The 26,802-nt window shown below is 75.8% G+C and carries 26 protein-coding genes and 2 pseudogenes; 13 read left to right on the top strand and 15 right to left on the bottom strand.

The genetic code is table 11. The annotated features are described in order from the left end of the window. The first annotated feature begins 244 nt into the window (after positions 1-244). Positions 245-1,039, top strand: coding sequence for a site-2 protease family protein (locus ACZ56B_RS09005; protein ID WP_468787840.1), 795 nt, complete (start codon positions 245-247; stop codon positions 1,037-1,039). Here the strand turns inward: ACZ56B_RS09005 and ACZ56B_RS09010 are convergent. Together ACZ56B_RS09010 and npdG are read right to left on the bottom strand one after the other, a co-directional pair. Then, the gene (locus ACZ56B_RS09010) at positions 1,036-1,299 is read right to left on the bottom strand and encodes a hypothetical protein (RefSeq protein WP_468787841.1); all 264 of its coding nucleotides are present in this window, start codon (positions 1,297-1,299) and stop codon (positions 1,036-1,038) included. The two genes, ACZ56B_RS09005 and ACZ56B_RS09010, sit on opposite strands and share 4 nt — an antisense overlap. 4 nt (positions 1,300-1,303) lie before the next feature. Continuing rightward, positions 1,304-2,029: an NADPH-dependent F420 reductase gene (npdG, locus tag ACZ56B_RS09015; RefSeq protein ID WP_468787843.1), complete on the bottom strand. Its 726-nt coding sequence runs from the start codon at positions 2,027-2,029 to the stop codon at positions 1,304-1,306. Between the two features lie 140 nt (positions 2,030-2,169). Between npdG and ACZ56B_RS09020 the strand changes: the two genes are divergently transcribed. Further along, positions 2,170-2,772, top strand: a complete 603-nt coding sequence (locus tag ACZ56B_RS09020; RefSeq protein WP_468787845.1) for a hypothetical protein — start codon at positions 2,170-2,172, stop codon at positions 2,770-2,772. A 90-nt stretch (positions 2,773-2,862) separates the two neighbouring features. Here the strand turns inward: ACZ56B_RS09020 and ACZ56B_RS09025 are convergent, their stop codons facing one another. After that, on the bottom strand, positions 2,863-3,093 hold the full coding sequence (locus tag ACZ56B_RS09025) for a hypothetical protein (RefSeq protein WP_468787847.1): 231 nt from the start codon (positions 3,091-3,093) through the stop codon (positions 2,863-2,865). Between the two features lie 60 nt (positions 3,094-3,153). Between ACZ56B_RS09025 and map the strand changes: the two genes are divergently transcribed. Both map and ACZ56B_RS09035 read left to right on the top strand, forming a co-directional pair. Continuing rightward, complete coding sequence (map, locus tag ACZ56B_RS09030) at positions 3,154-4,011, top strand: type I methionyl aminopeptidase (RefSeq protein ID WP_468787849.1); 858 nt, start codon at positions 3,154-3,156, stop codon at positions 4,009-4,011. Positions 4,012-4,168: 157 nt separating this feature from the next. Continuing rightward, positions 4,169-4,816 (top strand): biliverdin-producing heme oxygenase, encoded by a 648-nt coding sequence (locus ACZ56B_RS09035; RefSeq protein WP_468787851.1) that lies wholly within the window; start codon positions 4,169-4,171, stop codon positions 4,814-4,816. A gap of 94 nt (positions 4,817-4,910) precedes the next feature. Here ACZ56B_RS09035 and ACZ56B_RS09040 read toward each other — a convergent pair whose 3' ends face one another. Further along, positions 4,911-5,822 (bottom strand): DMT family transporter, encoded by a 912-nt coding sequence (locus ACZ56B_RS09040; RefSeq protein ID WP_468787853.1) that lies wholly within the window; start codon positions 5,820-5,822, stop codon positions 4,911-4,913. Between the two features lie 376 nt (positions 5,823-6,198). On the opposite strand from ACZ56B_RS09040, the gene ACZ56B_RS09045 reads away from it, so the two are divergent. Then, positions 6,199-7,260, top strand: a complete 1,062-nt coding sequence (locus ACZ56B_RS09045; RefSeq protein ID WP_468788107.1) for an MGDG synthase family glycosyltransferase — start codon at positions 6,199-6,201, stop codon at positions 7,258-7,260. Between the two features lie 85 nt (positions 7,261-7,345). Here the strand turns inward: ACZ56B_RS09045 and ACZ56B_RS09050 are convergent, their stop codons facing one another. Beyond that, positions 7,346-8,140: a polysaccharide deacetylase family protein gene (locus ACZ56B_RS09050; protein WP_468787855.1), complete on the bottom strand. Its 795-nt coding sequence runs from the start codon at positions 8,138-8,140 to the stop codon at positions 7,346-7,348. A 144-nt stretch (positions 8,141-8,284) separates the two neighbouring features. Continuing rightward, on the bottom strand, positions 8,285-8,929 hold the full coding sequence (locus ACZ56B_RS09055; protein ID WP_468787857.1) for a PhzF family phenazine biosynthesis protein: 645 nt from the start codon (positions 8,927-8,929) through the stop codon (positions 8,285-8,287). Between the two features lie 217 nt (positions 8,930-9,146). On the opposite strand from ACZ56B_RS09055, the gene ACZ56B_RS09060 reads away from it, so the two are divergent. The 3 genes and pseudogenes from ACZ56B_RS09060 to ACZ56B_RS09070 all read left to right on the top strand — a co-directional run bounded on the left by ACZ56B_RS09060 (position 9,147) and on the right by ACZ56B_RS09070 (position 11,470). Next, positions 9,147-10,322: a serine hydrolase domain-containing protein gene (locus ACZ56B_RS09060; protein WP_468787859.1), complete on the top strand. Its 1,176-nt coding sequence runs from the start codon at positions 9,147-9,149 to the stop codon at positions 10,320-10,322. Positions 10,323-10,386: 64 nt separating this feature from the next. After that, positions 10,387-10,521, top strand: a pseudogene (locus ACZ56B_RS09065) (iron transporter); the annotation flags it as partial. Next, positions 10,481-11,470, top strand: coding sequence for an SCO2278 family lipoprotein (locus ACZ56B_RS09070; protein WP_468787861.1), 990 nt, complete (start codon positions 10,481-10,483; stop codon positions 11,468-11,470). The pseudogene ACZ56B_RS09065 and the gene ACZ56B_RS09070, both read left to right, overlap by 41 nt. 113 nt (positions 11,471-11,583) lie before the next feature. On the opposite strand, the gene ACZ56B_RS09075 is transcribed toward ACZ56B_RS09070, so the two are convergent. After that, a complete protein-coding gene (locus ACZ56B_RS09075) occupies positions 11,584-12,318 on the bottom strand; it encodes a bifunctional DNA primase/polymerase (protein WP_468787863.1) in 735 nt (244 codons plus the stop codon). A 656-nt stretch (positions 12,319-12,974) separates the two neighbouring features. After that, positions 12,975-13,634: a TetR/AcrR family transcriptional regulator gene (locus tag ACZ56B_RS09080; RefSeq protein ID WP_468787865.1), complete on the bottom strand. Its 660-nt coding sequence runs from the start codon at positions 13,632-13,634 to the stop codon at positions 12,975-12,977. Between the two features lie 120 nt (positions 13,635-13,754). Here ACZ56B_RS09080 and ACZ56B_RS09085 point away from each other — a divergent pair, with 120 nt between their 5' ends. After that, on the top strand, positions 13,755-14,003 hold the full coding sequence (locus ACZ56B_RS09085; RefSeq protein ID WP_468787867.1) for a DUF6243 family protein: 249 nt from the start codon (positions 13,755-13,757) through the stop codon (positions 14,001-14,003). Between the two features lie 52 nt (positions 14,004-14,055). Here ACZ56B_RS09085 and ACZ56B_RS09090 read toward each other — a convergent pair whose 3' ends face one another. From ACZ56B_RS09090 to ACZ56B_RS09100, 3 genes are read right to left on the bottom strand one after another with little or no spacing between them, the layout of a single operon-like run. Then, positions 14,056-15,054, bottom strand: coding sequence for a small ribosomal subunit Rsm22 family protein (locus tag ACZ56B_RS09090; protein ID WP_468787869.1), 999 nt, complete (start codon positions 15,052-15,054; stop codon positions 14,056-14,058). Between the two features lie 34 nt (positions 15,055-15,088). Next, positions 15,089-16,231 carry a serine hydrolase domain-containing protein gene (locus ACZ56B_RS09095; protein ID WP_468788109.1) on the bottom strand — a complete coding sequence of 381 codons (1,143 nt, stop codon included), beginning with the start codon at positions 16,229-16,231 and terminating at the stop codon, positions 15,089-15,091. Next, positions 16,228-17,610, bottom strand: coding sequence for a multidrug effflux MFS transporter (locus ACZ56B_RS09100; RefSeq protein ID WP_468787871.1), 1,383 nt, complete (start codon positions 17,608-17,610; stop codon positions 16,228-16,230). Before ACZ56B_RS09100 ends, ACZ56B_RS09095 begins: the two co-directional genes overlap by 4 nt. Before the next feature lie 140 nt (positions 17,611-17,750). Between ACZ56B_RS09100 and ACZ56B_RS09105 the strand changes: the two genes are divergently transcribed. Beyond that, on the top strand, positions 17,751-18,752 hold the full coding sequence (locus tag ACZ56B_RS09105) for a Gfo/Idh/MocA family protein (protein WP_468787872.1): 1,002 nt from the start codon (positions 17,751-17,753) through the stop codon (positions 18,750-18,752). A 55-nt stretch (positions 18,753-18,807) separates the two neighbouring features. Here ACZ56B_RS09105 and ACZ56B_RS09110 read toward each other — a convergent pair whose 3' ends face one another. Beyond that, positions 18,808-20,448, bottom strand: a complete 1,641-nt coding sequence (locus tag ACZ56B_RS09110) for an alkaline phosphatase D family protein (protein WP_468787873.1) — start codon at positions 20,446-20,448, stop codon at positions 18,808-18,810. Positions 20,449-20,843: 395 nt separating this feature from the next. Then, positions 20,844-21,149: pseudogene (locus ACZ56B_RS09115) on the bottom strand (aldo/keto reductase); the annotation flags it as partial. A gap of 188 nt (positions 21,150-21,337) precedes the next feature. On the opposite strand from ACZ56B_RS09115, the gene ACZ56B_RS09120 reads away from it, so the two are divergent. Both ACZ56B_RS09120 and ACZ56B_RS09125 read left to right on the top strand, forming a co-directional pair. Then, positions 21,338-21,880 (top strand): DoxX family protein, encoded by a 543-nt coding sequence (locus ACZ56B_RS09120; protein WP_468788111.1) that lies wholly within the window; start codon positions 21,338-21,340, stop codon positions 21,878-21,880. An 83-nt stretch (positions 21,881-21,963) separates the two neighbouring features. After that, the gene (locus ACZ56B_RS09125) at positions 21,964-22,353 is read left to right on the top strand and encodes a MazG-like family protein (protein WP_468787875.1); all 390 of its coding nucleotides are present in this window, start codon (positions 21,964-21,966) and stop codon (positions 22,351-22,353) included. Positions 22,354-22,521: 168 nt separating this feature from the next. On the opposite strand, the gene ACZ56B_RS09130 is transcribed toward ACZ56B_RS09125, so the two are convergent. Further along, entirely contained in the window at positions 22,522-23,259 is a 738-nt protein-coding gene (locus ACZ56B_RS09130) for a lytic polysaccharide monooxygenase (protein WP_468787877.1), read from the bottom strand. Between the two features lie 584 nt (positions 23,260-23,843). Between ACZ56B_RS09130 and ACZ56B_RS09135 the strand changes: the two genes are divergently transcribed. After that, positions 23,844-24,386 carry a putative immunity protein gene (locus ACZ56B_RS09135; RefSeq protein ID WP_468787879.1) on the top strand — a complete coding sequence of 181 codons (543 nt, stop codon included), beginning with the start codon at positions 23,844-23,846 and terminating at the stop codon, positions 24,384-24,386. A 279-nt stretch (positions 24,387-24,665) separates the two neighbouring features. On the opposite strand, the gene rox is transcribed toward ACZ56B_RS09135, so the two are convergent. After that, on the bottom strand, positions 24,666-26,093 hold the full coding sequence (gene rox / locus ACZ56B_RS09140) for a rifampin monooxygenase (protein ID WP_468788113.1): 1,428 nt from the start codon (positions 26,091-26,093) through the stop codon (positions 24,666-24,668). Between the last annotated feature and the right edge of the window lie 709 nt (positions 26,094-26,802).

Below are 26,802 nucleotides of genomic sequence, written 5' to 3' on the forward strand. Positions count from 1 at the left end.
AGTCACATTTCGCGGTGGCTCCCGGGCGGCCGCCGAGGGTGCGCGGCCACGGAACCCTCCCTCCCGGCCGGCCGCCGCGTGCGGATGCGGGGCGGGGGGGGGGGGGGGGGGGGGGGGGGGGGGGGGGGGCCCCCCCCCCCCCCGCCCGGAACCGGCCGCGTCCACGGGACGTTCTCCCGGTGCGCCCGGTACGGTCGGGCACACCCGCGCGCGTCCCCGCGTGCCCGGCAGCCGAGGGAGTCCCATGACCACCGCCACCGTCCATCGCGGCGACCGGAGGGTCAGCCCGGTCTTCCTGGGGATCCTGGCCGTGACCGCGGTCGCCGGATGGGCGACCTGGACCGGGTTCGCGGCGCGGCCCGGCGTGGCCGTGTTCCTGTTCGTGACGGCCGCCTGGGTCGTCTCCCTGTGCCTGCACGAGTACGCGCACGCGCGCACCGCGCTGCACGGCGGCGACACCTCGGTCGGCGCGAAGGGCTACCTCACGCTGAACCCGGTGAAGTACACGCACGCCCTGCTGAGCGTCGTGCTCCCCGTGCTGTTCGTGATCATGGGCGGGATCGGCCTGCCCGGCGGGGCCGTCTTCATCGAGCGCGGCCGGATCCGGGGGCGGTGGCGGCACAGCCTGGTCTCGGCGGCCGGGCCGCTGACGAACGTCCTGTTCGCCGTCGTGTGCACGGCGCCGTTCTGGCTGGACGCGCTGGACGGCGTACCGGCCGGCTTCCGGTTCGCGCTGGCCTTCCTGGCGCTGCTGCAGGTGACGGCGGCGATCCTGAACTTCCTGCCGGTGCCGGGCCTGGACGGCTACGGCGTGCTCGAACCCTGGCTGTCGCACGGCGTCCGGCGGCAGGTGGAGCCGTTCGCGCCGTTCGGGCTGCTGTTCGTGTTCGCGCTGCTGTGGCTGCCGGCGGTGAACGGCGCGTTCTTCGGGGTGGTCGACTCGCTGCTGGGCGCCCTGGGCGTCCACGAGCTCGACACGTACTGCGGCTACGACCTGTTCCGCTTCTGGCGGGAGCCGAACGGGGTCTGCGCGGTCTAGCCGGTGACCGGACCGTCCCGCTCCGCCCGGCCGCGCCTGAGGTAGTACCAGGTCATGTTGGACGACAGGCCCGCCAGGAGCACCCAGACGACGCCCAGCCAGCTGCCCTCCACGAAGGAGACGACCGCCGCGACGACGGCGAGGAGGCAGACGACGAGGGCGTAGCGGGCGAGCCGCCGGGCCTGGGCGGGCGGGGGCGTGGGGGGCATGGCTGCTGGCTCCTGTCGGGGGACACTGCTGTGCCGTCCAGTGTCCCCCATCGCCTCACACGTCCGTGACCCGGAGCCCGGCGTGGGCCTTGTAGCGGCGGTTGACCGAGATCAGGTTGGCGACCAGCGCCTCCACCTGGTGGGCGCCCCGCAGCCGCCCGGCGAAGACGCCGCGCATGCCGGGGATGCGGCCGGCCAGCGCCTGGACGGTCTCCACGTCGGCGCGGGCCTCGCCGAGCACCATCACGTCGGTGTCGATCTCGTCGGTCTCCGGGTCTTGGAGCAGCACGGCCGACAGGTGGTGGAAGGCGGCGGTGACCCGGGAGTCCGGCAGCAGCGCCGCGGCCTGCTGGGCGGCGCTGCCCTCCTCGGGCCTGATCGCGTAGGCGCCCTGCTGGTCGAAGCCGAGCGGGTTGACGCAGTCGACGACGAGCTTGCCGGCCAGCTCCCCGCGCAGGGACCTCAGCGTCTCGGCGTGGCCGTCCCAGGGCACGGCGACGATCACGACGTCGCTGCGGCGGGCGGTCTCGGCGTTGTCGGCGCCCTCGACGCCGTGCCCGATCTCCTCGGCGGCGGCCCGGGCGCGCTCGGCCGCGCGGGAGCCGATGATCACCTTCTGGCCGGCCCGGGCGAAGCGGAGGGCCAGGCCCTTGCCCTGCGGTCCGGTGCCGCCGAGCACGCCGACGACGAGACCGGAGACGTCGGGCAGGTCCCAGGGGTCCTTGGCGGGGGCCTTCGCGGGGGTCGCGGCGGGCTGCTGTGCGCTGTCGGTAGAGGTCATGGCCCGACTCTACGTCCGCCGCCACCGCGTTTCCGGTCCGCGTGAGCCCCGTCACGGGGGCGCCCGCCGTGTCCCCGGGTCGGGCGAATCCGGGGCGAACGCCGTTCCCCGGGCGTGCGGTTGGGGCAGGATGCGGCCCCATGGACGCGGTACGGGTCGCACTGCTGCGGGAAGTGCTCGCCGGGACGGAGTGGCTGGGCGCCACCCGGCACTTCGCGGGGGCGCTGCGCGGGTCGGTGGTGTCGCACGGCGGCGGGCTGCTGCTGGTGGGCACCCGGGAGTACGAGCCGTGGCACCTGGCGGCACACCTGGTGGACGAGGCCGCCTGGTCGGGCACGCCGGAGCTGGCCCCGACGCTGGTGCGGCACGACGCGCGTCCCTCGGACCCGGCCCACCTGGCGGTGGGCCTGGGGCGGCTGGAGGCGGTGCGGCGGGGCGAGACCCTGCTGGTGGTGGCGCCCGGCGAGCCGGCCGCCCCGCTGCTGGAGCGGGTCCTCGACGCCCGCCGGGCCGGGGCGACGCTGCTGTCCCTCGGCCCCGGCGACGGCGAGCTCCCGGCGATGGCCCACGAGACGCTGCCCGTCCCCGACGGCTGCGAGCTGGACCTGGACACCGTGCAGCACCTGGTGAGCGCGGCGGTCGGCGAGAACGCCCTGCCCGCTCCCAGGGGACCCCGCCGCTTCCGGGACCGCCTGTCGAGGCTGGCCGACCTGTTGACGGCGCCCCCGCCGACGCGCTGGTAGACCGGCCCGGGCCGGCCCCGGCGGCGGTGCGGCGACGGCGGCGTGCGGTCCGGCGCCCGCGCCGCCGTCACCGCCGGGACGCGCGGGTGCTCAGCCGCCGTCCCGTTCGTCCGCGGGGGCGTCGTGCCACCGGGGGTCGTTCTCCCACTGGAGGTTGCGCTCGCGGGCCGTCTCCATGGCGCGTTCGGCCTCGGCGCGGCTCGCGTACGGGCCGAAGCGGTCCTTGTTGGGGCAGTCCGGGCCCTCCTCGACCTTCCCGTGCTCCAGGCAGTGGTACCACTCGCCCGGCTTTCCGACCGTCCGCTTCTTGAACAGGGGCATGTCCGGCTCCTCTCACCACGGAAGATGGTCCCCCGTCGGCACTGAATTAGACTCGCCGGCATGTCTGGCCAGTCGCTGCTCGTCCCCGGGGAACTGTCCCCCACCCGTCCCGTGCCCGGAAACATCCGCCGCCCCGAGTACGTCGGCAAGCCCGCCCCGACCCCGTACACCGGGCCGGAGGTGCAGACGCCCGAGACGGTCGAGGCGATGCGGATCGCCGGCCGGATCGCGGCGCAGGCGATGGCGGAGGCCGCGAAGCTGATCGCCCCCGGGGTGACCACCGACGAGCTGGACCGGGTGGCGCACGAGTTCATGTGCGACCACGGCGCCTACCCCTCGACGCTCGGCTACCGCGGTTTCCCCAAGTCGCTGTGCACCTCGATCAACGAGGTGATCTGCCACGGCATCCCGGACTCGACGGTGCTGCGCGACGGCGACATCGTCAACCTGGACGTGACGGCGTACATCGGCGGGGTGCACGGCGACAACAACGCCACGTACCTGGTGGGCGACGTGGACGAGGAGAGCCGGCTGCTGGTGGAGCGCACCCGCGAGGCGCTGAACCGGGCGATCAAGGCGGTCAGGCCGGGCCGGCAGATCAACGTCATCGGCCGGGTCATCGAGTCGTACGCGAAGCGCTTCGGCTACGGGGTGGTGCGGGACTTCACCGGCCACGGCATCAACAGCGCGTTCCACTCGGGCCTGATCGTCCCGCACTACGACAGCCCGCACGCGACGACGGTCATGCAGCCGGGGATGACGTTCACCATCGAGCCGATGCTGACGCTCGGCACCCACGAGTACGACATGTGGGACGACGGGTGGACGGTCGTGACCCGGGACCGCAGGCGCACCGCCCAGTTCGAGCACACGCTGGTGGTGACGGACACGGGCGCGGACATCCTCACCCTGCCGTAGCGCCCCGCTCCCCCGCTCCCTCGGCCCGCCCTCCCGGATCTCCTCCGGGGGGCGGGCCTTCCCGTGTCCCGGGAGGGGCGGGCGGCCCCCGGTTTTTCCGACAACCTGTCGGCAAGGTGTTGACTTAGGTAAACCTAACCATGAAGGATCCGGGTCCATGGACTCCTTCTCGGCCCTCATCCGCACCGCCTCGCACGAGCAGCACGTGGAGGCGGAGACCTCGACCTTCATGAGCGACCTGCTGGGTGGCCGGCTGGGCGTGGACGCCTACGCGCGCTACACCGAGCAGCTGTGGTTCGTCTACGAGGCACTGGAGTCCGACACCCGGCGGCTGGTGTCGGACCCCGTGGCCGGGCCGTTCGTCCGGCCGGAGCTGTTCCGGCTGGCCGCGCTGGAGCGGGACCTGGCGCACCTGCGCGGCCCCGGCTGGCGCTCGACCCTCACCGCGCTGCCCGCCACCCGGGCCTACGCCGAGCGGATCGCCGAGTGCGCGCGGCACTGGCCGGCCGGTTACACGGCCCACCACTACACCCGCTACCTGGGCGACCTGTCCGGCGGGCAGGTCATCCGCGACCAGGCGGAGAGGACCTGGGGCTTCACCAGGAAGGGCGACGGGGTCCGCTTCTACGTCTTCGAGGAGATCCCCAACCCGGCCGCCTTCAAGCGCGGCTACCGGGAGCTGCTGGACGCGATCCCGGTGGACGACCTGGAGAAGCAGCGGGTCGTGGCCGAGTGCAGGCGGGCGTTCGCCCTGAACACGAGCGTCTTCCGGGCACTGGGCGAGGAGTTCCCCCTGTCGGCGTAATTCCGTGTGGCTCCGCGCGGCCACGGGTGACACGGGCGGCTCCCCCGCGCGGCCCGGCGGTCCGGGGCCGGTGCGCGGGGCCCCGCCCGGCGCGTCACGCGGGGGGCGGGACTCCCGGCGCCCCCGCTCCCGTCTCGTCCCAGCCCTCCCCGCCGGTCACGGCGGGCGACCGGGTCAGGCCCACGATGCCCGCGGCCATGAGGACGACGCCCGCGGCCTCGGGCAGCAGGCGCCAGCCCAGCGCGATGCTCTCCCCGAAGAGCAGGCCGCCGAGCGCCACGCTGATCAGGGCGTCGCCCAGCGTCATGGCCGGCTGGGAGGCGGACAGGGTGCCGGCCCGCAGCGTCCACTGCAGGAGCAGTACGGCCAGCAGGCCGACGGCGGCGGCCGCGTAGGTGTGCCAGGTGGTGAGGACCGCGGGGACCCCTCCCGGGAAGCGTCCGGTCACCTCCTTGATGAGCGCGGCGGTGAGGGCGAAGCAGGCGGCGGTCGCCGTGCCCAGCGTGGCGGCCTGCAGGGGACCGCGCAGCCGCGGGGCGACCGCCAGCAGGGCGGCCACGCCGCACATCAGCCCGCCGCCGACGGCGAGCCAGCGCCAGTCGGCGCTCCGGTCACCGCCCTGCGACGGGGACGCGCTGAGCAGGAAGAGCGCCAGGCCGCCGGCGAGCATCGCGAAGGACACCCACATCCCGGCGCCGGGCCGGCGGCGGAACACCGCCGCGCCGATGAGCAGGGTGAACAGCAGTTCGCTCGCCAGCAGGGGCTGCACCACCGCCAGCTGCCCGGAGTCCAGGGCGACGACCTGGAAGACCGCGGACAGCAGCATGGCCGCCGCCCCGCCCCACCAGTACGGGCGGCTCATGAGCCGCCCGAGGAGGACGGCCGCCCCCCGGGCCCCGCGGCCGGGAACGCCGGCCGGTTCGACGGCGGCGCGGCGCTGCAGCACCGACGCCGCCGCGTTGAACAGCGCGGACAGCAGGGCCGCCACGACGGTGAGCGCGTTCACGCGGACGCCCGTCGTCCACGGGTTCCGGCGGGCGCCCCCGCGGACGCGGCGGCCGGACGGAGGGCGGCGCGGCCCACCCGGACGTGTCCGCCGTACGCCCGGACGTGTCCGCCGGGCCCTGGGACAAACATCCGCTTGGCGGCTGCGCGGAGGGGGAGGACCGGCCGATGCCTGTGGGTGACCGGGACCGCGGGTGCCCGTTCCCCCCCGCTCGATACGAGGTGATCATGGCGCACACGTGCCGCTGCCGGTGTCCCCGCCTGCTGGGCCTGCTGGGCTGTCACCTCTCGCCTCCCGTTCCCGTGTCCGGGTGGAGTATGGCCGCCGCGGCGCCGCGGCGCCTGCCGTGAGCCGCCTGTTGGTGGTCTCCGCGAGCATGGGGTCGGGCCATGACGCGGCGGCCGGCGAGCTGGCCCGGCGGCTGCGCGCGGCCGGGCACGAGGCGCCGCGCAGGGACGTGCTGGAGCTGCTGCCCCCCGGTGTCGGGGCCGGGCTGCGCGGCTTCTACCGTTCGGCGGTCCGGCACGCGCCCGTGGTGTACGCGGGCATCTACGCCGCTTTCTTCCGCGCCGGGGGGACCGGCCGGCCGGGCAGCGCGCCGCTCGCGGTGCTCGCCGAGAGCCGGCTGCGCGCGGCGGTGGCGGAGGAACGCGCCGACGCGGTCGTCGCCGTCTTCCACCTCGCCGCCCAGCTCACCGGGCGGATGCGGGCCCGCGGGCGGCTGGCGGTGCCCAGCGCGGTGGTCGTCACCGACTTCGCCGTGCACCGGCAGTGGCTGCACCCGGGCAACGACCTCCACCTGTGCCTCACCCCGGAGATCGCCCGGGAGGTGGCGCACCGCCTGGGCCGGCCGGCCACCGCGTGCGGTCCGCTGCTGCCGGACCGCTTCCGGCCGCACCCGGCGGGCGAGCGGCACTGGCGGCAGCGGCTCGCGGCCCGCGGCGAGGGCCGGCCCGTGCTGCTGTCCACGGGCGCGTGGGGGGTCGGGAGCCGCCTTGGGGCGACGGCCCGCCTGCTGTCCGGCGCCGGTCACCTGCCGGTCGTCCCGTGCGGGCGGAACGAGCGGTTGCGCCGGCTGCTGTCGCGGGTGCCGGGCACGCTCGCCCTGGGGTGGGTGGACGACATGCCGGGTCTGCTCGCGGCCTGCTCGGCGGTGGTCGACAACGCCGCGGGGCAGACGGCGCTCGAAGCGCTCGCCGTCGGTGTCCCGGTCGTCGGGTACCGCCCGATCCCCGGCCACGGCGCGGAGGGCGTGCGCCGGATGGCGGCGCTCGGCCTGACCGCGTACGCGGCCGGCCCGTCGCAGCTGACGCGGTTCCTGGACCGCGTCGCCCCGGAGGAGACGGCGACCGGCACCGGACCGGCGACCGGGCGCCGTCTCCTCCGGGGCGACGCCGTGACCCCGCTGGAGGCGCTCGCCGCCCGCGGACGGGGCTGAGGCCCCCGGGCGGTGCCCGCGGCGGCCGCCCGGGCGGTGCCCGCGGCGGCCGCCCGGCCGGGCCCGCGCCCCGGACCGCCGCGGCTCAGCGGGCGGCGCCCCCGGCGCCCGGCCACGGGTCCGCGACGGCCGCCCCGCCGCCACCGGCCGCCGGGCCGGCGACGCCGTGCTCCCGCAGCGGCCCGACCGCCAGGCCCGCCGCGCGGCAGGCACCCACCAGCGAAGGGAGCGCCGCCAGGGCGGCCCGCCAGCAGCCCGGCTCCGCGTGGCGGTCGGTGTCGTGCAGCACCACCGTGCCGCCCCCGCGCAGGTCCGGCAGGACGGTGGCGGCCACGGACCCGGCGGTGGCCCGCGCGGTCCAGTCGCGGCCCCAGGCCGTCCACAGGACCGGGCGCAGCCCGGTGCGGCGTGCCGCCAGCAGCCGGTCGCCGGTCAGGACGCCGTACGGGGGCCGGTACCAGTGGGGGGCGGCGCCGGACACCTCCGTCACCGCGTGCGCGGCCCGCGCCAGCCGCCGGGCCTCCCCGGCCGGCGCCGGCCGCCAGGGGAAGGTGTGCGTCCAGCCGTGGACGGCCAGTTCGTGGCCGCGCCGGGCGATGTCGCGGCTCAGCCGCCGGTGGCGCAGCGCCTGCTCCCCCAGGACGAAGAAGGTGGCGCGGACCCCCAGCTCGTCAAGCGCGGTCAGGAAGGCGGGCGTGGAGCGGGGGTCGGGGCCGTCGTCGAACGTGAGCGCCACGTGGTCGGGGCTGCCCGCGCCGGCCAGGGCCGGCAGCCAGGCGCGCCGCGGGCCGGCGAGCCAGGTCGCGGCCGGCGCGACGTGGGCCGCGGCGGCGAACGCCGACACGGCGGCGACAGCCGTACCGATCCGCCGCCCCTGCATGTCCGCCTCCCGTCCCGTGCCGGAACGCCGGGCCCGGTCGCGGCCGCGGCAGCACGACGACGAACGAGGGGTAGCCGGGACCCGCCCCTTCAAACCTCCGGCGGGAACCGGCCGCCGCTCCTCCCGGGTCCTCCCGGGGCGGGGTCAGCGCTCCAGGTACACCCGTCCGCCGATCTCCGTCCACCCGTGCGGCTGGGGGGCCGTCAGGATCTGGGAGCCCGTGCCCTGGGTGATGTTCAGGGCGCGGCCCAGGCGTTCGGTGAGCAGCAGGGCCGCGGCGCCCGTCGCCTCGTCCTCCTCGATGCCGTCGTCGCGGCCGGGGAAGGCGCGGGCGCGGATCCGGCCCGCCGACTCGTCCAGCCAGGCCCAGGCGTAGATCCACTCCCCCTTCGGGGGCACGGGCAGGTCGTCCACCTCGGCGGCGGTGGCGTACTGGCGCAGGGTGCGCGGCGGCACCCACTCCGCCCGTGCCTCGATCCAGCAGAACTCCCCGTCCTGCCGGGCGCCCACCGCTCCCGCGGGGACGACCAGTTCGGGCACGTCGAGCAGCCAGGCCGTGCCGACGCAGGGGTGACCGGCGAAGGGCAGGCGCAGGGTGGGGGTGTAGATGTCGATCACACCGCGCTCGGGGTCGTCGACGAACACGGTCTCGCTGAAGCCGAGCTTCGCGGCGAACTCCTGCCGCTCGCTCCGCTCGGGCATCACGGAGCCGTTGCGGACGACGCCGAGTTCGTTGCCGTACCCGCCGCGGGGGCCGCAGAAGACGCGCAGCACGTCGTAGTCAGTCACGAGGGCATTCAAACACCGCCCGGGCGGCGGGACCGTCCCGGGCCGCGGGAGCGCCGGGCCCCGCCCCTCGGGGTCATCACCCAGGGGTGACCCCGAGGGGCGGGGCCCGGACATGAGGGGGCGTTCTCCTCTGCGCGCAGGATCCCGGCGCCGCGCGTGATCACCAGGATGGAGCCCGTCCGAAGCACCCCCCTCCGGGAAGCAGGAGCACCGGCCCATGAACGCCCGTACTCGTACCCGTACCCGTGTCCGCATCGCCGTCGCCACCGCGCTGCTGGCCTCCGTGACCCTCGGCCCCCTCGCCGGGGCGGCGTCCGCCCGCCCCGCCGCGGCGGCTCCCGGAGCCGCGTCGGCCGGGTCCGTCCCGGCCTCCGACGGTCCCGACACCGCCGCTCTGGAGAAGGCGCTCGCCGGACTCCCCGACGGGGACGTCTCGGCGGCTCTCGTCCGGGTCGGCGGCAGGGGGAGCTGGACGGGGACCGCCGGGGTGCGGAACCTGCGCACGGGGGCCCCGGCCCTGGAGAACGCGCGGTTCCGGGCCGGGTCGACGACCAAGACGGTCACCGCGGCGATCGTGCTCCAGCTCGTCGCGGAGGGCCGCGTCGACCTGGACGCGCCCGTCACCCGCTACCTGCCCGGCCTGCTGCCGCCCTCCTTCACCGAGCCGCCGGCCGTGCGGCACCTGCTCACGTACACCAGCGGCCTGCGGCCCGGCGCGAACCTCGGCTCGACCACCGAGGAGATGTACGCCAACCGGTTCAGGACCCTCACGCCGGAACGGGTGGTGGCCACGGCCGTCGCGAAGGGGCCGGCGTTCTCCCCGGGGGAGCGGCAGGTCTACCAGAACATCGACTACACGGTGCTCGGCCTGCTGATCGAGGAGGTGACCGGGGACCGGTACGAGCACCAGGCCGAGGTACGGATCTTCCGCCCGCTGGGCATGCGGCACACCGGCTTCCCCGTCGGAGGGGACCCGCGCGTCCACGGCCCGCACCACCGGGCCTACGCGGACATCGGCGGCCGGACCACCGACGTCACGGAGTGGAACATGTCCGACCGCTGGGCGGCCGGGAACATGATCTCCACCACCGCCGACCTGGAGCGCTTCCTGGTGGCCCTGTTCGGGGGCCGGGTGGTGCCGCGGCCGCTCCTGGACCAGATGTTCACCGTCCCCGACGTCGACGGCGCGACCTACGGCATGGCGTGGGAGCGCCACGTCCACGACGGGAGGGAGATCTGGGGCAAGACGGGGTCCCGGCCCGGTTGCCACACGGTGCTGGCCGCGACCCGGGACCTGTCCCGGACGGTCGTGTACTCGGTGAACGCCAGGAGCGCCCGGGAGGACGGCTTCCCGCTCGTCGCGCGGTTCGCCCTGCCCGCCTTCGCGCGGTAGCCGGCGGGGGCGCCGGGGCCCGCGGGGGAAGCGGCCGGCGGACGGCCGGGCGCCGCCGTGTCACGTCACGGTGCGGCCGCGGTATCCGGTCCCGGCGCTCGCGCCGTTCCCCGCCCCGGTAGGGTTCGCCCCCGGGAAGGGGAAGGTGAAGGAACCGAATGAGCTGGGATCTCGGCCTTCGAAGGCTCCGCAGGCGTGACCGGGGCGTCCTGCTGGCGGCCTGTGCGACCGCTTTGTCGTTGACGGCGGGCGGCTGCGTGGTGGTGCACGGCGAACGCGAGGTGCTCCCGGCCGCCACGCGCGCCGAAGCCGCCGAGGCGCTGCGGGAGTTCACGACCGCCTACAACGCCGCCGACAAGGCGTACGACGGTTCCCTGGACGCCGGGCACACCACCGGCGCGCTGGCCGCCATCGACGCGGCGCGGCTGAGGGCCGGGCGGGTCAACAACCCGGGGGGCAACCCGGGGCACGTGCCGCTGAAGCTGACGGACGCGAAGTTCACCGTCCCCAAGAAGGCCGGCTGGCCCCGCTGGTTCCTCGCCGACGCGGCCGGCAACAAGGGCGGCGACGTGCGCTGGCTTCTGGTGTTCACCCGCGGCGGCCCGGACGAGACCTGGGAGGCGGCCTACCTGACGCTGGTCGCCCCGGACGACGTACCGGAGTTCAGGACGGACGAGGACGGCTGGGCCGAGGCCGTTCCCGCCGACGCCGGCGGCCTGGTCGTGCCGCCGGGCGAGCTGAGCGCGCGGTACGCGGCGTACCTGGAGGACGGCGGGGACGCGTTCGCCGAGGGCCCGCACACCAGCGCGTGGCGGGCGCTGCGCGAGAAGAAGTCGACGCGGCCGGGTCTGGCCACGCAGTACATCGACGAGCCGGTGACCGACGGCGACCACGCTCCGCTGGCGCTGCGCACGGAGGAGGGCGGGGCGCTGGTCTTCTTCGCCACGCGCCACTTCGAGAAGCAGACCGCCGCGGCCGGGGCGTCGGTGCCGACGCCGAACAAGGACGTGCTGGCGCTGACGACCGGCGAGATCCGGCAGTCCCTGACGATGGAGTTCGTCTCCAACGAGGTCGCCCTGGACCCGGTCGTGGGCGGGGTGGAGATCCTGGGGCGCATCCAGGGGCTGACGTCCGCGAAGGGCGAGTAGGCGCGACCGGACGGCGGGCGCGGCGCACGGCGGATGCGGCCGGACGGCGGGCGCGGCCGGACGGCGGGCTCGGGGGCGGCGCCCCGGGGGGGCGGGCGTGCGGCGCGGTGGGGTCAGCGGCGCAGCGGCCAGGCCGTGCCCGCGGGGTCGGACTGCTCGCCGACGTGGCGGGCGCAGGAGTCGGTGAGGACCTCCAGCAGGCTCAGCGGGTCCGGCAGCGGGTGCTCCGGGCCGCGGACCCAGTGCACCGACTGGCCCTCGTCGCCGGGCAGCCGGGCCGGCGGCACGAGGACGTAGGAGCCGCGGCAGTGCCAGCGCAGGCCGGGGTGCTCGTCCATGGTCTCCGGGTGGCAGTCCAGCTCGCACGGCCACCACTCGTCCTCGTCCTCGGGGGTGCCGCGGGTGAGGGTGAAGAACAGCATCCGGCCGTCGTGGCTCTCGGCGACGGGGCCGACCTCGGTCCCGGCCCCGAGCAGGCGCTCGAGCGCCTCGCGGCCGGCCTCCAGGGGGACGTCGAGGACGTCGTGCACCATGCCGGTCGCGGTGATGAAGTTCGCCTGCGGCTGGTGGCGGGCCCAGCGCTCGATCTGGGCGCGGTCGGTGGTCGACTGGGTCTGCCAGGCGAACGACACGGGGTGCCGGGCGGGGGTGGGACAGCCGATCCGGTCGCAGGAGCACTGGTATCCGGCCGGGTGCGCGGCGGGTGCCAGCGGCAGTCCCGCGTCGGCGACGGCGAGCAGCAGGGCCTCGCGGCCGCCTTCGTCGGCGGCCTGCTTCGGGCGGCGTTTTCGCAGCCATCGGGAGAGTTTGCCCTGCCGGCCGGTACGGCCGCCGAACTCCGCGCTCATCTATCTCCTCGCCTCGCCGTCGTGCGGACCAGCATGCCCCATGGTCCCACGATCGTGTGCATCGGGGGGCCGGAGCCCACAATCGGCGCAGGTGGGACGAGGGGACCCGGACAGGACGAGGGGTACCTCGCGGGGCGAAGGGTACACACGCCGCGGGGCGCGGCACGGGCGGCGGGCCGGGCGTCCCCGCGCGCCGCGCCGGGGAGCGCGCCTGCCGTGGCCGTCACGGTCGCACGGATCGGGCGACGGCCCGGGCGGCCGCGACCCGGCCCGTCCGATCCCGGTGAGCACCGGCGGTCCCGCGGCCGCCCGCCGCGTCCGCCGCCCGGGCCCGCCGGCGCGGCCGTGGCGCTCGGCCCGCCGGCTACGCACGGACCGGCCCGAGCGCCGGCGTTCCCCGTCGCCGTGCTCGCCGTCGGCACCAAGGCCCGGACGTGGACCCGATGCGCGCGGTGCGCTCCGGCATTCCCCGGGTGCGGACCCGCACCGTCGTCCCCCGGTCGGCGGGACCGGGCGGCGGCGCTCGGCTGCGACGGCGTCACCGCGGACGCCCCGGGGCGGCCGGCCCGGCACCCGGTGCGCCCGGCCGGGGCGGTGAGCCGCACGCCGGGGCGGTGGCGCCGGGGCGAGGAGGGGGTCCCGCGCGACGGAGCGGCTCAGCGGGGGGCGAGGCCGTGCAGGGCGTAGTCGACGAGGGTGTCGGTGTACTCGTGGGTGATCGGACCCGAGTGCTGGAGCCAGCGCTGGGCGAGCGGGGCGACGAAGAGCTCCAGGGCGATGCGCGGATCGACGTCGGCCCGGACGTCGCCCGCCTCCTGCGCGGAGCGCAGCCGGTCGACGTACAGCTGGAGCGACGGCTCCAGCAGCTGGGCCACGAACCTGCGGCCGAGCTCCTCGTTGACGAAGCCCGCGGCGGCCAGCGCCCGGTACGGCGCCTCGAAGGCCGGGTCGCGCAGCTCGTCGACCGTGGCCCGCAGGACGGACTTGAGGTCGGCGGCGAGGTCGCCCGTGTCCGGGATGGCGTGGACCTCCCGGCCCTCGCCCCCACCACCCCCGGCGGCGCGGGCGGCCTGGTCGCCCAGGTCGAGGAAGGCGTCCAGCAGCACCTCCTCCTTGGAGGGCCACCACCGGTAGATCGTCTGCTTGCCGACGCCGGCGCGGGCGGCGATGCCCTCGATCGTGGTCTTCGGGTAGCCGACCTCCACGACCAGGGCGAGGGCGGCGTCGTAGATGGCCCGCCGGGAGCGCTCGCTGCGGCGGGTGGCGTCGGGAGTGTGCTTGTTCCGGGCGGACCGGGCGGATTCGTTCGGGGACATGGGGCGAATTTATCAGGTTGACAAGACGGTCCGTCTCGTTCGACAGTAGGGAACGTCAAGAACGAGACGGTACGTATCGTCACGCGTGCCCCGTCGGGGCGCGTACGGAGGGAGATCACCATGACCCGGGGCGGAGCCGGAAACATGCTGGGCGTCGGCGGCGGCCGGCGGCACCTCGGCCGCGAGGCCCTGCGCGGCGGCGGACGCGGCGGACGCGTCGGCGGCGGACTCGACCCGCGGGCGCGCAAGCGGGAACTGCTGCGCGCGCTCCGGCAGAGGCAGCAGGAGCAGGAGCAGCGGCAACGGCGCGAACAGCAGGACCTGGAGGGACAGGGGGACCTGAAGGACCCGGAGGACCTGAAGGAGTAGGAGGGCCAGGAGGAGGGAGAGGCCCGGCGGGAGGCTCCGCCGGGCCGGGGCCTCAGGGGCCGGCCGGCGGCCAGGCGTCGCCCCACTCGGTGTCCCGGGCCGCCCGGTACAGGTCGCCGTGGCGTTTGGCGACGGTGGTCCGGCGCAGGGACGGGTCCGTCTCGCACAGGTCGAGCAGGACCTGCCCCTTGCGGATCTGCGGCCGGCGGACGACGCGGGCGGCGGCGGGGTCCGCCGGGAGGCGGGTGGCCGCGACGTAGCTGAACTTCTCGTCCTCGTAGGCGAGGGAGCCGCCCTTGACCTGGCGGTGCAGCGAGGAGCGGCTGACCCGGGCCGAGAAGTGGCACCAGTCGGTGCCGGGGGCGATGGGGCAGGCGTCGCTGTGCGGGCAGGGGGCGGCGATCCGGAAACCGGCGGAGACCAGGCGGTCGCGGGCCTCCAGGACGCGGGCGTAGCCGTCGGGGGTGCCGGGTTCGACGACCACGACGGCCCGCGCGGCCCCGGCGGCGGCGTCGACGAGGGCGGCGCGGTCGGGGGCGGTCAGCTCGTTGAGGACGTAGGAGACGGTGACGAGGTCCGTGCTCTCCAGGGTGAGCGCCGCCGTGATGCGGGCGCGCTGCCACCGGGCGTCCCTCAGGGCGGGGTGCGCGGCGGCGAGTTCCCGGCCGAGGGCGAGCGCGGGCTCGGCCCAGTCCAGGACCGTCACGGGCCGCACGCCGTCCCAGGTCGCGCTCACCGCCCAGGCCGCCGCGCCGGTGCCGCCGCCCACGTCCACGTGGCCGCCGGGCGCCCATCCGGGCACCGCGCGGGCGAACGCCTCCAGCGCCGAGCGCACCGCCTCGAACGTCGCGGGCATGCGGTAGGCGGCGTACGCGGCCACGTCGGCCCGGTCGCGCAGGATGGGGGCCCCGGTCGGGGTGGCGCCCCGGTAGGTGGCGATCAGCCGCTCGACGGCCTGTGCGGCCTGCCGCGGCGGGAGCCCGTCGAGCAGCCCGGCGAGGGCGCCGCGCAGGGTTTCGGCGGGGGCGGGGGAGGCGGCGGGGGCGTTCACCCCACGATTCTCTCAGCTCCCCCGGGCCGCCCGGTCACCGTGCCGCCCCGGCGCCCCGCACCGCCCGGGCCACCCGGGTGCCCGCCTGCGCGCGGGGCGCGTTGTCCGGGGCCCGGCGGCGGGGGTGGACGGTGTTGGCGAGCAGGACCAGGTAGGTGTCCGTGGCCCGGTCCAGGACCAGCGACGTCCCGGTGAAGCCGGTGTGCCCCGCCGCCCCGCGCCCGGCCAGTTCGCCCATGAACCAGGGCTGGTCCAGGGCGAAGCCCAGCCCCGGCGGGGTGAACAGCAGGTCCGTGAAGTCGGGGCCGAGGATGCGGGCGGGACCGTACGAGCCGCCCGCCAGCAGCGCGCGGCAGAACACCGCCAGGTCCCGTCCCGTGGAGAACAGTCCGGCGTGGCCCGCGACCCCGCCCAGCGCCCAGGCGTTCTCGTCGTGCACCTCGCCCCGCAGCATCCCCCGGTCCGCCTTGGCCCACGGCCGCCGCTGGTCCTCGGTGGCCGCCGCGCCCGGGCACGGCCCGAAGCCGGTCGCCGTCATGCCGAGCGGGCGGGTGATGCCGTCCCGGACCAGCGCGTCGAGCGTGCGGCCGGTGAGGCGTTCCAGGACGTGCTGGAGCAGCAGCATGTTGAGGTCGGAGTAGCAGTACGCGCCGGGCACGCCGACGGGCGCCTCGGCGCGCAGCAGCGCCAGGCGCCGCGCGTCGTCGGCGCAGTCGTACAGCGGGAGTTCGGGGCGCAGCCCGGAGGTGTGGGTGAGCAGGTGCCGGACGGTGACGCCGCAGCGCGCCGCCGCCGTGAAGTCCGGCAGGTAGGCGCCCACGCGCGCGTCGATGCCGAGCGTGCCCCGCTCGATCTGCTGCACGGCGGCCACCGAGGTGAACAGCTTGGTGAGGGACGCCAGGTCGAAGGGGGTGTCCACGGTCATCGGCACGCGTGCGCCCGGCGGCAGTTCCACCGCGGTGTCCGTCTCCTCGTCGTACGCCGCGTACCGCACGGCCCAGCCCGCCGCCTCCTGCACGGCGAGCACCGGGCCCCGGCCGACGACCACGACGGCGCCGGCCGCCCAGGGGCGCTCCCCGGTGGTGCGGGCGCGCACCTCCCGGACCAGCAGGCGCAGTTCCCCGGGGTCGAGCCCGGCCCGTTCCGGGGTGCCGCGGCGCAGCCTCGGGGCGCTCAGAAGTCCTCACCCTCCGCGCTCGTCCGCCTCCTCCAGGGGCGGCACATTCCCGCGAAGCAGGCCAGCGCCACCAGGGCGGCGGCCAGTTGGACGACGGCCATCGGGACGGCGGTGTCCTCCCCGGCGATCCCGACCAGCGGGGTGGCGATCGCGCCGACCAGGAAGGACGTGGTGCCGAGCAGGGCCGACGCGGCACCGGCGGCCTGCCGGGTGCGCATCAGGGCGAGGGTCTGGGTGTTGGGCATGGTGATGCCCATCGCGGACATCAGCACGAACAGCGCCGCGGCCACGGGCACCAGCCCCACCTCGCCGAACACGCCCAGCGACATCAGCAGCAGCGCGAGGGCGGCCACGACCACGACGACGAGCCCGAGACCGAGCACCCGGTCCAGCCGGACCCGGCCGACCAGCACCTTGCCGTTGACCTGCCCCATGATCATCAGGCCGATCGAGTTGAGCCCGAACAGCAGGCTGAACGTCTGCGGGGAGGCCCCGTAGATCTCCTGGACGACGAACGGGGAGGCCGCGACGTAGGCGAAGAGGGAGGCGAAGGCGAATCCGCCGGTGAGCATGTAGCCGGTGAAGACCCGGTCGGCGAGCAGCCGGCGCATCGAGCCGAGGGCCGCGCCGGCGCCGCCGCCGTGGCGGTCGGCGGGGGCCAGCGTCTCCGGCAGCCTCGCCCAGACCAGGGCCGTCAGCAGCACCCCGAGGACGGCGAGGACGACGAACACGCCCCGCCAGTCCGTCACCCGCAGGACCTGCCCGCCGACCAGCGGCGCCACGATCGGCGCGAGACCGGAGATCAGCATGAGGGTCGAGAAGAAGCGGGCCATGGCCATGCCGTCGTACAGGTCGCGGACCACCGCCCGCGCGATGACGATGCCGGCCGCGCCCGCGAGGCCCTGCGTCAGCCGGAAGGCGACCAGGAGTCCGACGGTCGGCGCGAGGGCGCACAGCACGGTGGCGACGACGTAGACGGCGAGGCCGACGAGCAGCGGGCGGCGGCGCCCCCACCGGTCGCTCATCGGGCCGACCACCAACTGCCCGAGCGCCATGCCCGCCAGACAGGTGGTGAGCGTGAGCTGGACGGTGGCGGCGGACGCGCCCAGGGACCGGGTGACCTCCGGGAGGGCCGGGAGGTACATGTCCATCGCCAGCGGGGGTGTGGCGGTCAGGCCGCCCAGGAGGAACGTCACCAGCAGGCCGGTGCGGCCGGCGCTCGCGCGGGGCGCCGGGGCCGGGTCCGCCGCCGGGGCCGGGCCCGCCGCCGGGTTCACCTCCGGACGGGCGGCCGGGTTCGTCACCGTTTCCTCCGTGGAGTCCCTTTGCGCCGCCGAGTTCGCCGTCGGATTCGATATGGACGCCCCGCCCTCGGGCATGTGACCCCTCCCTTTCCGCGTCGTCGGCTCCCTATGCTCTCAGCTCGTACGGAGTGCTCGGCGTCGACGACGATGCCGTGGGAGCGCTTCCATGGACGTTCGCGGCCGGAGCGCCGACGACACGGGCAGGAGTGGAACGGATGACGAGGCAGAACGTGCGCTGGGGAGTCCTGGCGACCGGCGGCATGGCCGCGACGTTCACGGCGGACCTGGTGGACCTGCCGGACGCCGAGGTGGTGGCGGTGGCGTCCCGGTCGCCGGAGCCGGCGAAGGCGTTCGCCGAACGGTTCGGGATACCGCGGGCGTACGGCGACTGGGAGTCGCTGGCGCGGGACGAGGAGGTCGACATCGTCTACGTCGCCACGCCGCACTCGGCGCACCGCGCGGCGGCCGGGCTGATGCTGGAGGCCGGGCGGAACGTGCTGTGCGAGAAGCCGTTCACGCTGAACGCGCGCGAGGCGACGGAACTGGTCGCGCTGGCGCGGGAGAACGGGCGCTTCCTGATGGAGGCCATGTGGATGTACTGCAACCCCATGGTGCGGCGGCTCAAGGCGCTGGTCGACGACGGAGCGGTCGGCGAAGTGCGCAGTGTGCACGCGGACTTCGGGCTCGCCGGGCCGTTCCCCGCCTCGCACCGGCTGCGGGACCCGGCGCTGGGCGGAGGCGCGCTGCTGGACCTCGGGGTGTACCCGGTGTCGTTCACGCAGCTGCTGCTCGGGGAGCCGTCGGACGTCGTGGCGCGGGCGACGCTCTCCGAGGAGGGCGTCGACCTCCAGACGGGGGCGCTGCTCTCCTGGGACGACGGCGCCCTCGCCTCGGTGCACTGCTCCATCGTCGGCGGCACGGCGACCTCCGCCTCGGTCACCGGGTCGGAGGGCCGGATCGACATCCCGTACGGCTTCTTCTTCCCGGACCGGTTCGTGCTGCACCGGGACGGCCGTGACCCCGAGGAGTTCACGGCCGACCCGGCGGACGGCCCCCGCGGCAGCCTCAAGCACGAGGCCGCGGAGGCGATGCGGGCCCTGCGGGCCGGCGAGAGCGAGTCGCCCCTCGTCCCGCTGGACGGCACCCTCGCCGTGATGCGGACGCTCGACGCGATCCGGGACCGCGTCGGCCTCCGCTACCCGGGGGAGGCACGCTGAGCGGAACCGCCGGGCGGTGACGGCCGGGTGAGGGCCCGCCGGGCGGCTCCGGGGCTCAGGCCGGCCTGAGCCCCGGCTCCCCCGCCGCCGTGACGAAGGACGCCGCGGTCGCGACCGGCGCCCCGGGCCGGGTCACGTACGGCACCGTCCGGAAGTCGGCGCGCGCGGCCTCGCGGCCCAGCTCGACGGTCACGTAACCGCGCCGGCCGTCGTAGAAGCGCAGGTGCGGGTTGGCGGCCATGTAGGTGTCCCAGTTCGCGGGCCTCTCGGCGCCGTCCTTGCCGCTGGCGATCGAGGTGGTCGCGATCTCGGTGCCCACGGTCCGGGAGTCCGGGTCGTCGAAGTCGTCCTTGATGTCGAAGGCGTAGCCGACGTGCACGTCGCCGGTGAGCACCATCAGGTTCTCGATCCCGGCCGCCTGTGCCCCGTCGAGGAGGCGGCGGCGGGAGGCCCGGTAGCCGTCCCAGGCGTCCATGGACAGCCGCGAGGGCGTGGCGAGGTCGAACTTCCGCTGGGAGAAGACGACCTGCTGCGGCACGACGTTCCACAGTGCCCGCGAGGAGCGCCAGCCGTCGAGCAGCCAGCGCTCCTGGGAGGCGCCGGTCATGGTGCGCGACGGGTCGTCGACGTCCGGGCCGGGCAGCTGGGCGCCGTCGCCGTAGGCCTGGTCGGAGCGGTACTGGCGGGTGTCGAGCACGTCGAACTGGGCGAGCCGGCCCCAGTGCAGGCGCCGGTACAGCCGCATGTCGGGGCCGTCGGGGAGCTGGGGGCGGCGCAGGGGCTGGTTCTCCCAGTAGGCGCGGTAGGCGGAGGCGCGGCGCAGCAGGAACTCCTCCGGCGGGACGCTGTTCTCCGGGACGTCCCCGGCGTAGTTGTTCTCGGTCTCGTGGTCGTCCCAGGTGACGACGAAGGGGTGCGCGGCGTGCGCGGCGCGCAGGTCGGGATCGGTGCGGTAGAGGGCGTAGCGCAGCCGGTAGTCCTCCAGGGTCACGGTCTCCCGGTTGAACAGGGCGGGCAGGGTCCGGTCGGTGTGGTTGCGGGCGCCCCCGACGGAGTTGACCGCGTACTCGTACAGGTAGTCCCCGAGGTGGAAGACCACGTCGACGTCGTCGGCGGCGAGGTGGGCGTACGGGGTGAAGTAGCCGTCGTGGTACGCCTGGCAGGAGACGGCGGCCAGGGTGAGCGAGCGAGGGCGGGCCCCGGGCGCGGGCGCGGTGCGGGTGCGGCCGGCGGGGCTGGTCCAGCGGCCCGCGCGGAAGCGGTAGTACAGGACGCGGTCGGCGCCGAGGTGGCCGACCTCGACGTGCACCGTGTGGTGGAACTCGGGGTGGGCGGTGGCGGTGCCGCGTCTGACGACGCGGCGGAACCGCTCGTCGTGCGCCACCTCCCAGTGGACGGTGACGCGTTCGGCCGGCAGGCCGCCGTCGGGCTGGAACGGGGCGGGGGCGAGCCGGGTCCACAGGAGCACGGAGTCCGGACGGGGGTCGCCGGAGGCGACGCCGAGCGTGAAGGGGTCCTCGGCCAGGCGCGCGGCGTCGAGCTCGGCGGCGGCCGCGGTGCCCGCGGCGGGCAGGTCCACCGCGAAGGCGAGCGCGGCGGCGGCGCCGGTGGCGGTCAGGAAGCGGCGGCGGCCGATGTGCCGGGCGGCGGCGCGGAGTTCGGGGGCGTGCTGTGGCTGGCGGGCCTCGGGTGTCATCCGGTCCTCCCCTGGTGTGCGGATACGGGAGGAATTGGAGTGGCCGGGCACGACATCGCATTGACGCGTACACGGCATCCGCATGACGATCGCATGAGGTCCGCGTGGCGGAGCCGCCGGAGGCGGACGTGCGGTTCGCGCCCGTCCCGGCGGTGACGATGCCGCACGCGGACCGCGACCGGGCGGGCCCGCGCCGCCCGCCCCGCCCGCGTCACCCGACAGGACGCCAGGTTCTCGTCATCCGACGGGCCGTCGGGTTCTCACCCGTGACGGTCCGTCGGGCCCTTGTCGTACGACAGCCCGTCGGGCCCTTGCCCCGTACGACAGCCCGTCGGGTCCTCGTCGCCCTCACCCGGCAGGCCGCCGGGCCCTCCGTCCGGGCGGCCGGGCGGCCGGAGGGCGACCTCGTCCCGGCGGTGGCCGAGGGCCCGGCCGAGGACGCGCTCGCTGTGCCCCGCCCCTCCCCCAGGCTCTCCACCGCGTTCGAGCAGGGGGGCACCCCCGTCGTCGGCGGTGTCGAAGAAGGTGACGCCGAGGTCGAGGGCGCGCCGGACCGCCCGTACGGACTCCTCGTCGTCGGCCCTGCCCCAGCCCAGCGGCTGCCCCGCGGAGTCCTGCCACTGCCCGCCGGTCGCCCGGCAGCCGAACCCGGCGGCGCTGACCTCGATACCGCTGCGTCCCCGTGTCCGTGTGATCTCCAGGCCCGGGGACGTCAGGTCTTCGAGCGCACGCGAGGACAAGCCCCGGCGGGGCCCGCCGGCGCCGGACCGGCCTCGGGGCCCCGCCGGCCGTGCCACCCGAACGGCGTCCGCGGCGGGCCGGTCCGGCGCCGGACTGCGACGGTGGTCACGGCGAAGCGACTGCTCCGGGAGACGACGTGACCTATGACGTGACCTCTGGCGACCGACGCGATCTGGGCCTGCTGCTGCTCCGGCTGGGAACGGGCGGGGTACTGGCGGCGCACGGCGCGCAGAAGCTGTTCGGCTGGTTCGGCGGGGGCGGCATCGAGGGCACCGGCCAGTTCATGGAGACCATCGGTTACGCGCCCGGCAGGCTCAGCGCGCGGGCCGCGGGCCTCGCGGAGACCGGCGGCGGCGTCCTGCTGGCGCTCGGCCTCGCCACCCCCGCGGCGGGCGCGGCGGCGGCCGGGGCGATGGCGGGCGCGGCGGCCGTGCACGCGCCCAGCGGCTTCTTCAACCAGGAGGGCGGTTACGAGTACGCGGCGAGCCTGGGCCTGACGGCCGCCGGCCTCGCCGTCGCGGGCCCCGGCCGGTTCTCCCTGGACCACGCCCTCGGCCACACGGTCAACCGGGGCTGGATGGTCCCGGCGGCCTTCGCGGCGACCGCGGCGGCCACGACGCTGGTGGTGGGGGCGCGCAACCGGCGGCTGCGGAGGACGCGGGAGGGCGAACAGGGGGAACTGTTCGAGTAGTTCCGCCGGTTCTGGCGGTTTTGGCGGTCCCGCCGGTTCCGGACGCCGTCGGGTTGTCGGTGCCCTGTGCCAGGCTCTGCCCCATGAGCGACCGCCTGCCCCCTGCCCCTCCTTCTCCCCCGGCCCCGGATCCGGCCGCCGATCCGTGGGATTCCATCGACGGCCTGTGCGCGTGGCTGGACGCGAACCGTCCGGCCGGGGACCGGGAGGGCCTGCTGCTGCGGATCGTCAAACTGTCCGAGGAGGTCGGCGAGGTCGCCGAGGCGGTGATCGGCGCGACCGGCCAGAACCCGCGCAAGGGCACCACGCACACCTGGGACGACGTCCGGTCCGAGCTGTGCGACGTCGCCGTCACGGCCCTGGTGGCCCTGCGCACGCTCACCCCCGACGCCCGCGAGGTCTTCACCCGTCACCTGGCCCGGGTCACACAGCGCTCGCTCGGAGCCCCCCGCCGGGGCCCGTCCGACGAGTGATCCCGTGACGGGGCGGGCCGGCCCTGCGGAGGGCGGGGCCGGACATCCCTTCGAGTTCGAGGCGTCCGTCGTCGTGGACGTCGGTGTCCGTCCCCGCCGGACCGGTGCGGCGGGCGCCGCGTGGGGCAGGCGTGCCGCACCGGTCTCACTCAGCGGATCCGAGCGGGTCTAGCAGGCGCCCAGGTCTTCCCAGACGTCGGCGGAACCGGGCCGCTCGTTCGTCGTCCACCACTTGGCGCGGTAGGTGCGGCCGTCGTGGGTGACGGTGTCGCCGCCGTGGTAGACGGTGCCGGTGCTCCAGACCGGCGCGGCGCAGGAGTCGGACCCGCCGCCGTTGTTGCCGCCACCGGTGTTGCCGCCGCCGTTGTCGCCGCCACCGGTGTCGCCGCCGCCGGCGATGTCGACGTCGATGCAGGCGTAGAAGGCGTTGTTGGTGTCGGCCACGTTCCAGACGGCCAGGACCTTCTGGCGGCCCTTCAGGTCACCGAAGTCGACCTGGTGGCTGACCTCGGCGGGGGGCTGCGCACCCCGGTCGTTGAACTCGGCGACCTTCCGGTCGCCGACGAAGTACTGCCAGGTGTCGGTGGAGTGCCGTGCCGTGAGGCGCCACTTGAAGGTGTGCGTCTTGCCGACCGGCGTGACCCGCCAGGCCTTGCGGTCGTCGTCGAGGTCGGCGAACTGGGCGTTGCCGCCGCTGCAGCTGCGCAGGCCCTTCGGACCCTCGACGCTCTGCGGCTCGTACTTGATCTGGCCGCAGTCGACGACGCCCTGGGCGCACTGGTCCTGGCGGCTTCCGGGGTCGGTCACCCAGCCATGGGCGTTGGCCGTACCGGCCGGAAGGGTGATGGCGAGGAGGGGGGCGACCATGGCTCCGACAGCCAGGGACGCTCGCCTTTTCATGTCCATGTAATGACTCTTTCTTCGGTGTACACGAGAACCGGCCGCGGGATGACGACATCGCCGACCGCACGCGGTGCGCACCGCACGGGTCGTGCGCGCCTCGCCGACGAGGCGAGGGCGGAGCACGCGGTCGCCCGCCGCGGCGGACACCACACTTCGCCCGGCCCGTGAGGGCACCGGGACGCGGACGAACGCCGGTCTAGACCTGCGTTCGTAGGTCTAGACCATAGCGGGGAATCTGGAGCCGTCAAGTCCGTTTATTTGAAAGGCAGTTGACAATTAACGGCATCAACGAGCCCCGGGGCACCGCCCCGTCATGACGGAGACGGCATACGAGCAGGTGGGGACGGAAGAGGGAGCGCCGTCACCCGGTGCCGGCCTCCGCCTTGCCCTTCACGCGGCGCGGTCCTCCTCACCTTCTCCCGCCCCGCCACCGGAGCGACCGTCACCGGAGCGACCGTCACCATGGAGTACGCCGGAGGCGCCGGCCGTGTTCAACGGACCCCGGGGCACGCGCCGCCCGCCCGGGGCCCGACGGCCGGCGGAAGCGGGCGGCGACCGGACGGGACGCCCGTGAGAGGGTCGGTCCCATGACGGCGATCGTGTCCGGTGACTTCGAGCTGGCCATGGACGAGCTGCGCGTCGTGGCCCGCTACGCGGCGGAGGCCGCTCACGGGGTCCTTCCCGTGTTCGAGGCCGCCGCCCCCGGTGACCCCCGGCCCCGCGCGGCCCTCGACGCCGCGTGGGAGTTCGCCGGCGGCGCGCGCAGGACCAGGCTGCAGCGGGTCACCTCGCTGGACGCGCACCGGGCGGCGAAGGAGGCCCCCACCGAGGCCTCGTGTCTCGCCGCGCGCGCCGCCGGCGACGCCGCGGCCGCCGCGTACCTCCACCCGATCGCGAAGGCCCACCAGGTGGGCCACATCCTGCGCGCCGCCGCGTGTGCGGCGCGCATAGCCGAGATCGGCGCGGGCGACGATCCCGCGGTCGGGGACGAGGCGATCGAGCGGGCCCGGCGGCGCGCCACACCGGTCCTGGTCGACGTCCTCCGCCGGTATCCCCCCGCGCCGGCCGGCGGGAACCGCGTCGCGCGCCTGATGGCCGCCCTGGACACCTCCCTGCGCGCGCCCCGCTGAGGCCCCCGGGCTTCTTGGGCCCCTCCTGCCGACCAGGCCCCCTGCCGACCAGGCCCCCTGCCGGGCCCGCGGCCCGCCCCGCGGCGCTCCGCCGCCGGACACCCACGCGATGCCCTCCCCTCCGGACGGCTCCCCTCCCCTCCGGTCCGGACGGCTGCCGTCCTCCTCCGACCCGGACGACTCCCGTCCTCCTCCCCTCCGGACGGCTCCCCTCCCCTCCGGACGGCTCCCCTCCCCTCCGGACGGCTCCCGGGATCCCGGGGCACCGCTCCCCCGCGCTCAGCCGGCCGCCGCGCCGAACCACCGGGGCAGACGGCCCAGCAGGTCCTCCTGGTCCTCGCCGACCCACGCCACGTGGCCGTCCGGCCGCAGCAGCACCGCGGGCACGTCCAGTTCCCCACCGCCGTCGACGACGTGGTCGACCCGGTCCGCCCACCCCTCCACCGAGAGCCGGCCGGTCCGGTCGAGCAGCAGCCCGCGACCGCCGTGCATCAGCTCGTACAGGCGGCCCCGCTCCAGCCTCACGTCCCGCATCCGCCGGCCGAGCAGTTCGTGGCCCTCGCCGAAGTCGTAGCGGACCTCCACCGCGGTGATCATCCCGGTCACGTACCGGTTCACCTCCTCGAAGTCCATCAGCCGCGAGAACAGCTCCCGCAGCGCGGTCGCCCCCGGGTCGGTCCCCAGCAGCGTGATCTGCGCGCGGGTGTTGTCCAGGACGCGGGCGCCCACCGGGTGCCGTTCGGCGTGGTAGCTGTCCAGCAGCCCCTCCGGCGCCCAGCCGGCCACCTCCGCGGCCAGCTTCCAGCCGAGGTTGAAGGCGTCCTGCACGCCGAGGTTGAGCCCCTGGCCGCCGGTCGGCGGGTGGATGTGCGCCGCGTCGCCGGCCAGCAGCACCCGGCCGGCCCGGTAGCGCTCGGCCTGCCGGGTGGCGTCGCCGAACCGCGAGAGCCAGCGCGGCGAGCGCGCACCGAAGTCGGTGCCCGCGACCGCCCGCAGCTGCCGCCGGAACTCCTCCAGGTCCGGCGCGGTCGCACGGTCCTCGGCCACCCCGTCGGCGGGCACGACGACGCGGTACACCCCGTCCCCGAGGGGGGCGGCGCCGAACCTCAGCTGGGTCCCGCGGACCTCCTCCACGACGGCGGCGATCTTCGCCGGGTCCTCGGTCAGCTCCATCTCGCCGAGCAGCGTCTCGACCCTGGCGGGCTCGCCGGGGAAGCCGACGCCGGCCTGCTTGCGCACCAGGCTGCGGCCGCCGTCGCACCCGACGAGGTAGCGCGAGCGCAGGCTCGTGCCGTCCCTCAGCTCGACGCTCACCCCGTCCTCGTCCTGGTCCACGGCGACCACCTCGCAGCCGCGCCGGATCTCGGTGCCGAGTTCGCGGGCACGCTCCTCGAGCAGCCGCTCGGTGACCGGCTGCGGGGTGGCGACGCCGTACGGGTGCGCCGTGTCCAACCGCTCCGGCCACGGCTTGACGATGCCGCCGAAGAGACCGCCGACCTGGAACTTCTCACTGACCGCGAGGAACCTGTCCAGCAGGCCGCGCTGGTCCATCACCTCGACGCTGCGCGCGTGCAGGCCCTGCCCCCGCGACTGCCCGGTCGGCTCGGCCAGCTTCTCCAGCACGACCACGCGCACGCCGTGCAGCCGCAGTTCGCAGGAGAGCATCAGCCCGGTCGGCCCCGCGCCGACCACGATCACGTCGATCATCACCACACCCCGTTTCCCCGGTTCTCCGGTCACGGCGGGTGATTCTGCGGCACGACGGGGGCCTTGCCGCAAGGCCCCCGGTGCGCTATACGTTGAGAGTGGCAAGGAGTGGGTGACCTCCTTGCCTTTCTTTGTTTCCGCCCTTGCCCCCGCCTGTCCTTCGCCGTCCGTCGCGCGGGTGACCGGTTCGAGGAACCGGCCGGCCCTGCCGCTCCGGGTGACGGCGAGTCCGTCGCGGGCGCGTGTGACCGCCACGCACACCAGGGAGCGGGCCCGTCGCCCCTCCTGCCGGTGCCGGTCCGGGCTCGTGCTCCGGTACGGCTCGACGCGCCGGTGCGGCGCCCGGCCCTCCCCGCCCGGCGTGAGGAACAGCGGGTGCCCCGCCGGACCGCGGCCCGCTCCGGCGGCACGGTCCGCGTCCAGCCGCACTCGGGGCGGGTGAGGGCGGCGAGCGCGGTCTGCTCGTCGCCGAGGGGACGGACCCGGACGTGGCCGGGCGCCAGCCCGCACACCCCGTGTCCCGTCTGCCGGTCGGCCGGGGTGGTGCGGTGGCGGCGAAGGGGGGACTCCCCTCCGGGACAAGGCCCGGACAGAGGCCCGGACAAGACCTGACGCGGCTCTGACCGGCCCGGACACCGGCGACTTGTCCGGGACGGCCTCCCGTCGTTGACCCGTCTCGGTTCGTCTTGGCAGCCTTTCGTGCTCGACG

The organism is Streptomyces sp. NPDC034670 (assembly GCF_055574875.1).

What these genes read in the sequence shown, in the direction of transcription:
- ACZ56B_RS09005 (WP_468787840.1), top strand. Translation starts at nt 245, where the DNA reads ATGACCACCGCCACCGTCCATCGCGGCGACCGGAGGGTCAGCCCGGTC.
- ACZ56B_RS09010 (WP_468787841.1), bottom strand. Translation starts at nt 1,299, where the DNA reads ATGGGGGACACTGGACGGCACAGCAGTGTCCCCCGACAGGAGCCAGCA.
- npdG (WP_468787843.1), bottom strand. Translation starts at nt 2,029, where the DNA reads ATGACCTCTACCGACAGCGCACAGCAGCCCGCCGCGACCCCCGCGAAG.
- ACZ56B_RS09020 (WP_468787845.1), top strand. Translation starts at nt 2,170, where the DNA reads ATGGACGCGGTACGGGTCGCACTGCTGCGGGAAGTGCTCGCCGGGACG.
- ACZ56B_RS09025 (WP_468787847.1), bottom strand. Translation starts at nt 3,093, where the DNA reads ATGCCCCTGTTCAAGAAGCGGACGGTCGGAAAGCCGGGCGAGTGGTAC.
- map (WP_468787849.1), top strand. Translation starts at nt 3,154, where the DNA reads ATGTCTGGCCAGTCGCTGCTCGTCCCCGGGGAACTGTCCCCCACCCGT.
- ACZ56B_RS09035 (WP_468787851.1), top strand. Translation starts at nt 4,169, where the DNA reads ATGGACTCCTTCTCGGCCCTCATCCGCACCGCCTCGCACGAGCAGCAC.
- ACZ56B_RS09045 (WP_468788107.1), top strand. Translation starts at nt 6,199, where the DNA reads ATGGGGTCGGGCCATGACGCGGCGGCCGGCGAGCTGGCCCGGCGGCTG.
- ACZ56B_RS09050 (WP_468787855.1), bottom strand. Translation starts at nt 8,140, where the DNA reads ATGCAGGGGCGGCGGATCGGTACGGCTGTCGCCGCCGTGTCGGCGTTC.
- ACZ56B_RS09060 (WP_468787859.1), top strand. Translation starts at nt 9,147, where the DNA reads ATGAACGCCCGTACTCGTACCCGTACCCGTGTCCGCATCGCCGTCGCC.
- ACZ56B_RS09070 (WP_468787861.1), top strand. Translation starts at nt 10,481, where the DNA reads ATGAGCTGGGATCTCGGCCTTCGAAGGCTCCGCAGGCGTGACCGGGGC.
- ACZ56B_RS09075 (WP_468787863.1), bottom strand. Translation starts at nt 12,318, where the DNA reads ATGAGCGCGGAGTTCGGCGGCCGTACCGGCCGGCAGGGCAAACTCTCC.
- ACZ56B_RS09080 (WP_468787865.1), bottom strand. Translation starts at nt 13,634, where the DNA reads ATGTCCCCGAACGAATCCGCCCGGTCCGCCCGGAACAAGCACACTCCC.
- ACZ56B_RS09085 (WP_468787867.1), top strand. Translation starts at nt 13,755, where the DNA reads ATGACCCGGGGCGGAGCCGGAAACATGCTGGGCGTCGGCGGCGGCCGG.
- ACZ56B_RS09100 (WP_468787871.1), bottom strand. Translation starts at nt 17,610, where the DNA reads ATGCCCGAGGGCGGGGCGTCCATATCGAATCCGACGGCGAACTCGGCG.
- ACZ56B_RS09105 (WP_468787872.1), top strand. Translation starts at nt 17,751, where the DNA reads ATGACGAGGCAGAACGTGCGCTGGGGAGTCCTGGCGACCGGCGGCATG.
- ACZ56B_RS09110 (WP_468787873.1), bottom strand. Translation starts at nt 20,448, where the DNA reads ATGACACCCGAGGCCCGCCAGCCACAGCACGCCCCCGAACTCCGCGCC.
- ACZ56B_RS09125 (WP_468787875.1), top strand. Translation starts at nt 21,964, where the DNA reads ATGAGCGACCGCCTGCCCCCTGCCCCTCCTTCTCCCCCGGCCCCGGAT.
- ACZ56B_RS09130 (WP_468787877.1), bottom strand. Translation starts at nt 23,259, where the DNA reads ATGGACATGAAAAGGCGAGCGTCCCTGGCTGTCGGAGCCATGGTCGCC.
- ACZ56B_RS09135 (WP_468787879.1), top strand. Translation starts at nt 23,844, where the DNA reads ATGACGGCGATCGTGTCCGGTGACTTCGAGCTGGCCATGGACGAGCTG.
- rox (WP_468788113.1), bottom strand. Translation starts at nt 26,093, where the DNA reads ATGATCGACGTGATCGTGGTCGGCGCGGGGCCGACCGGGCTGATGCTC.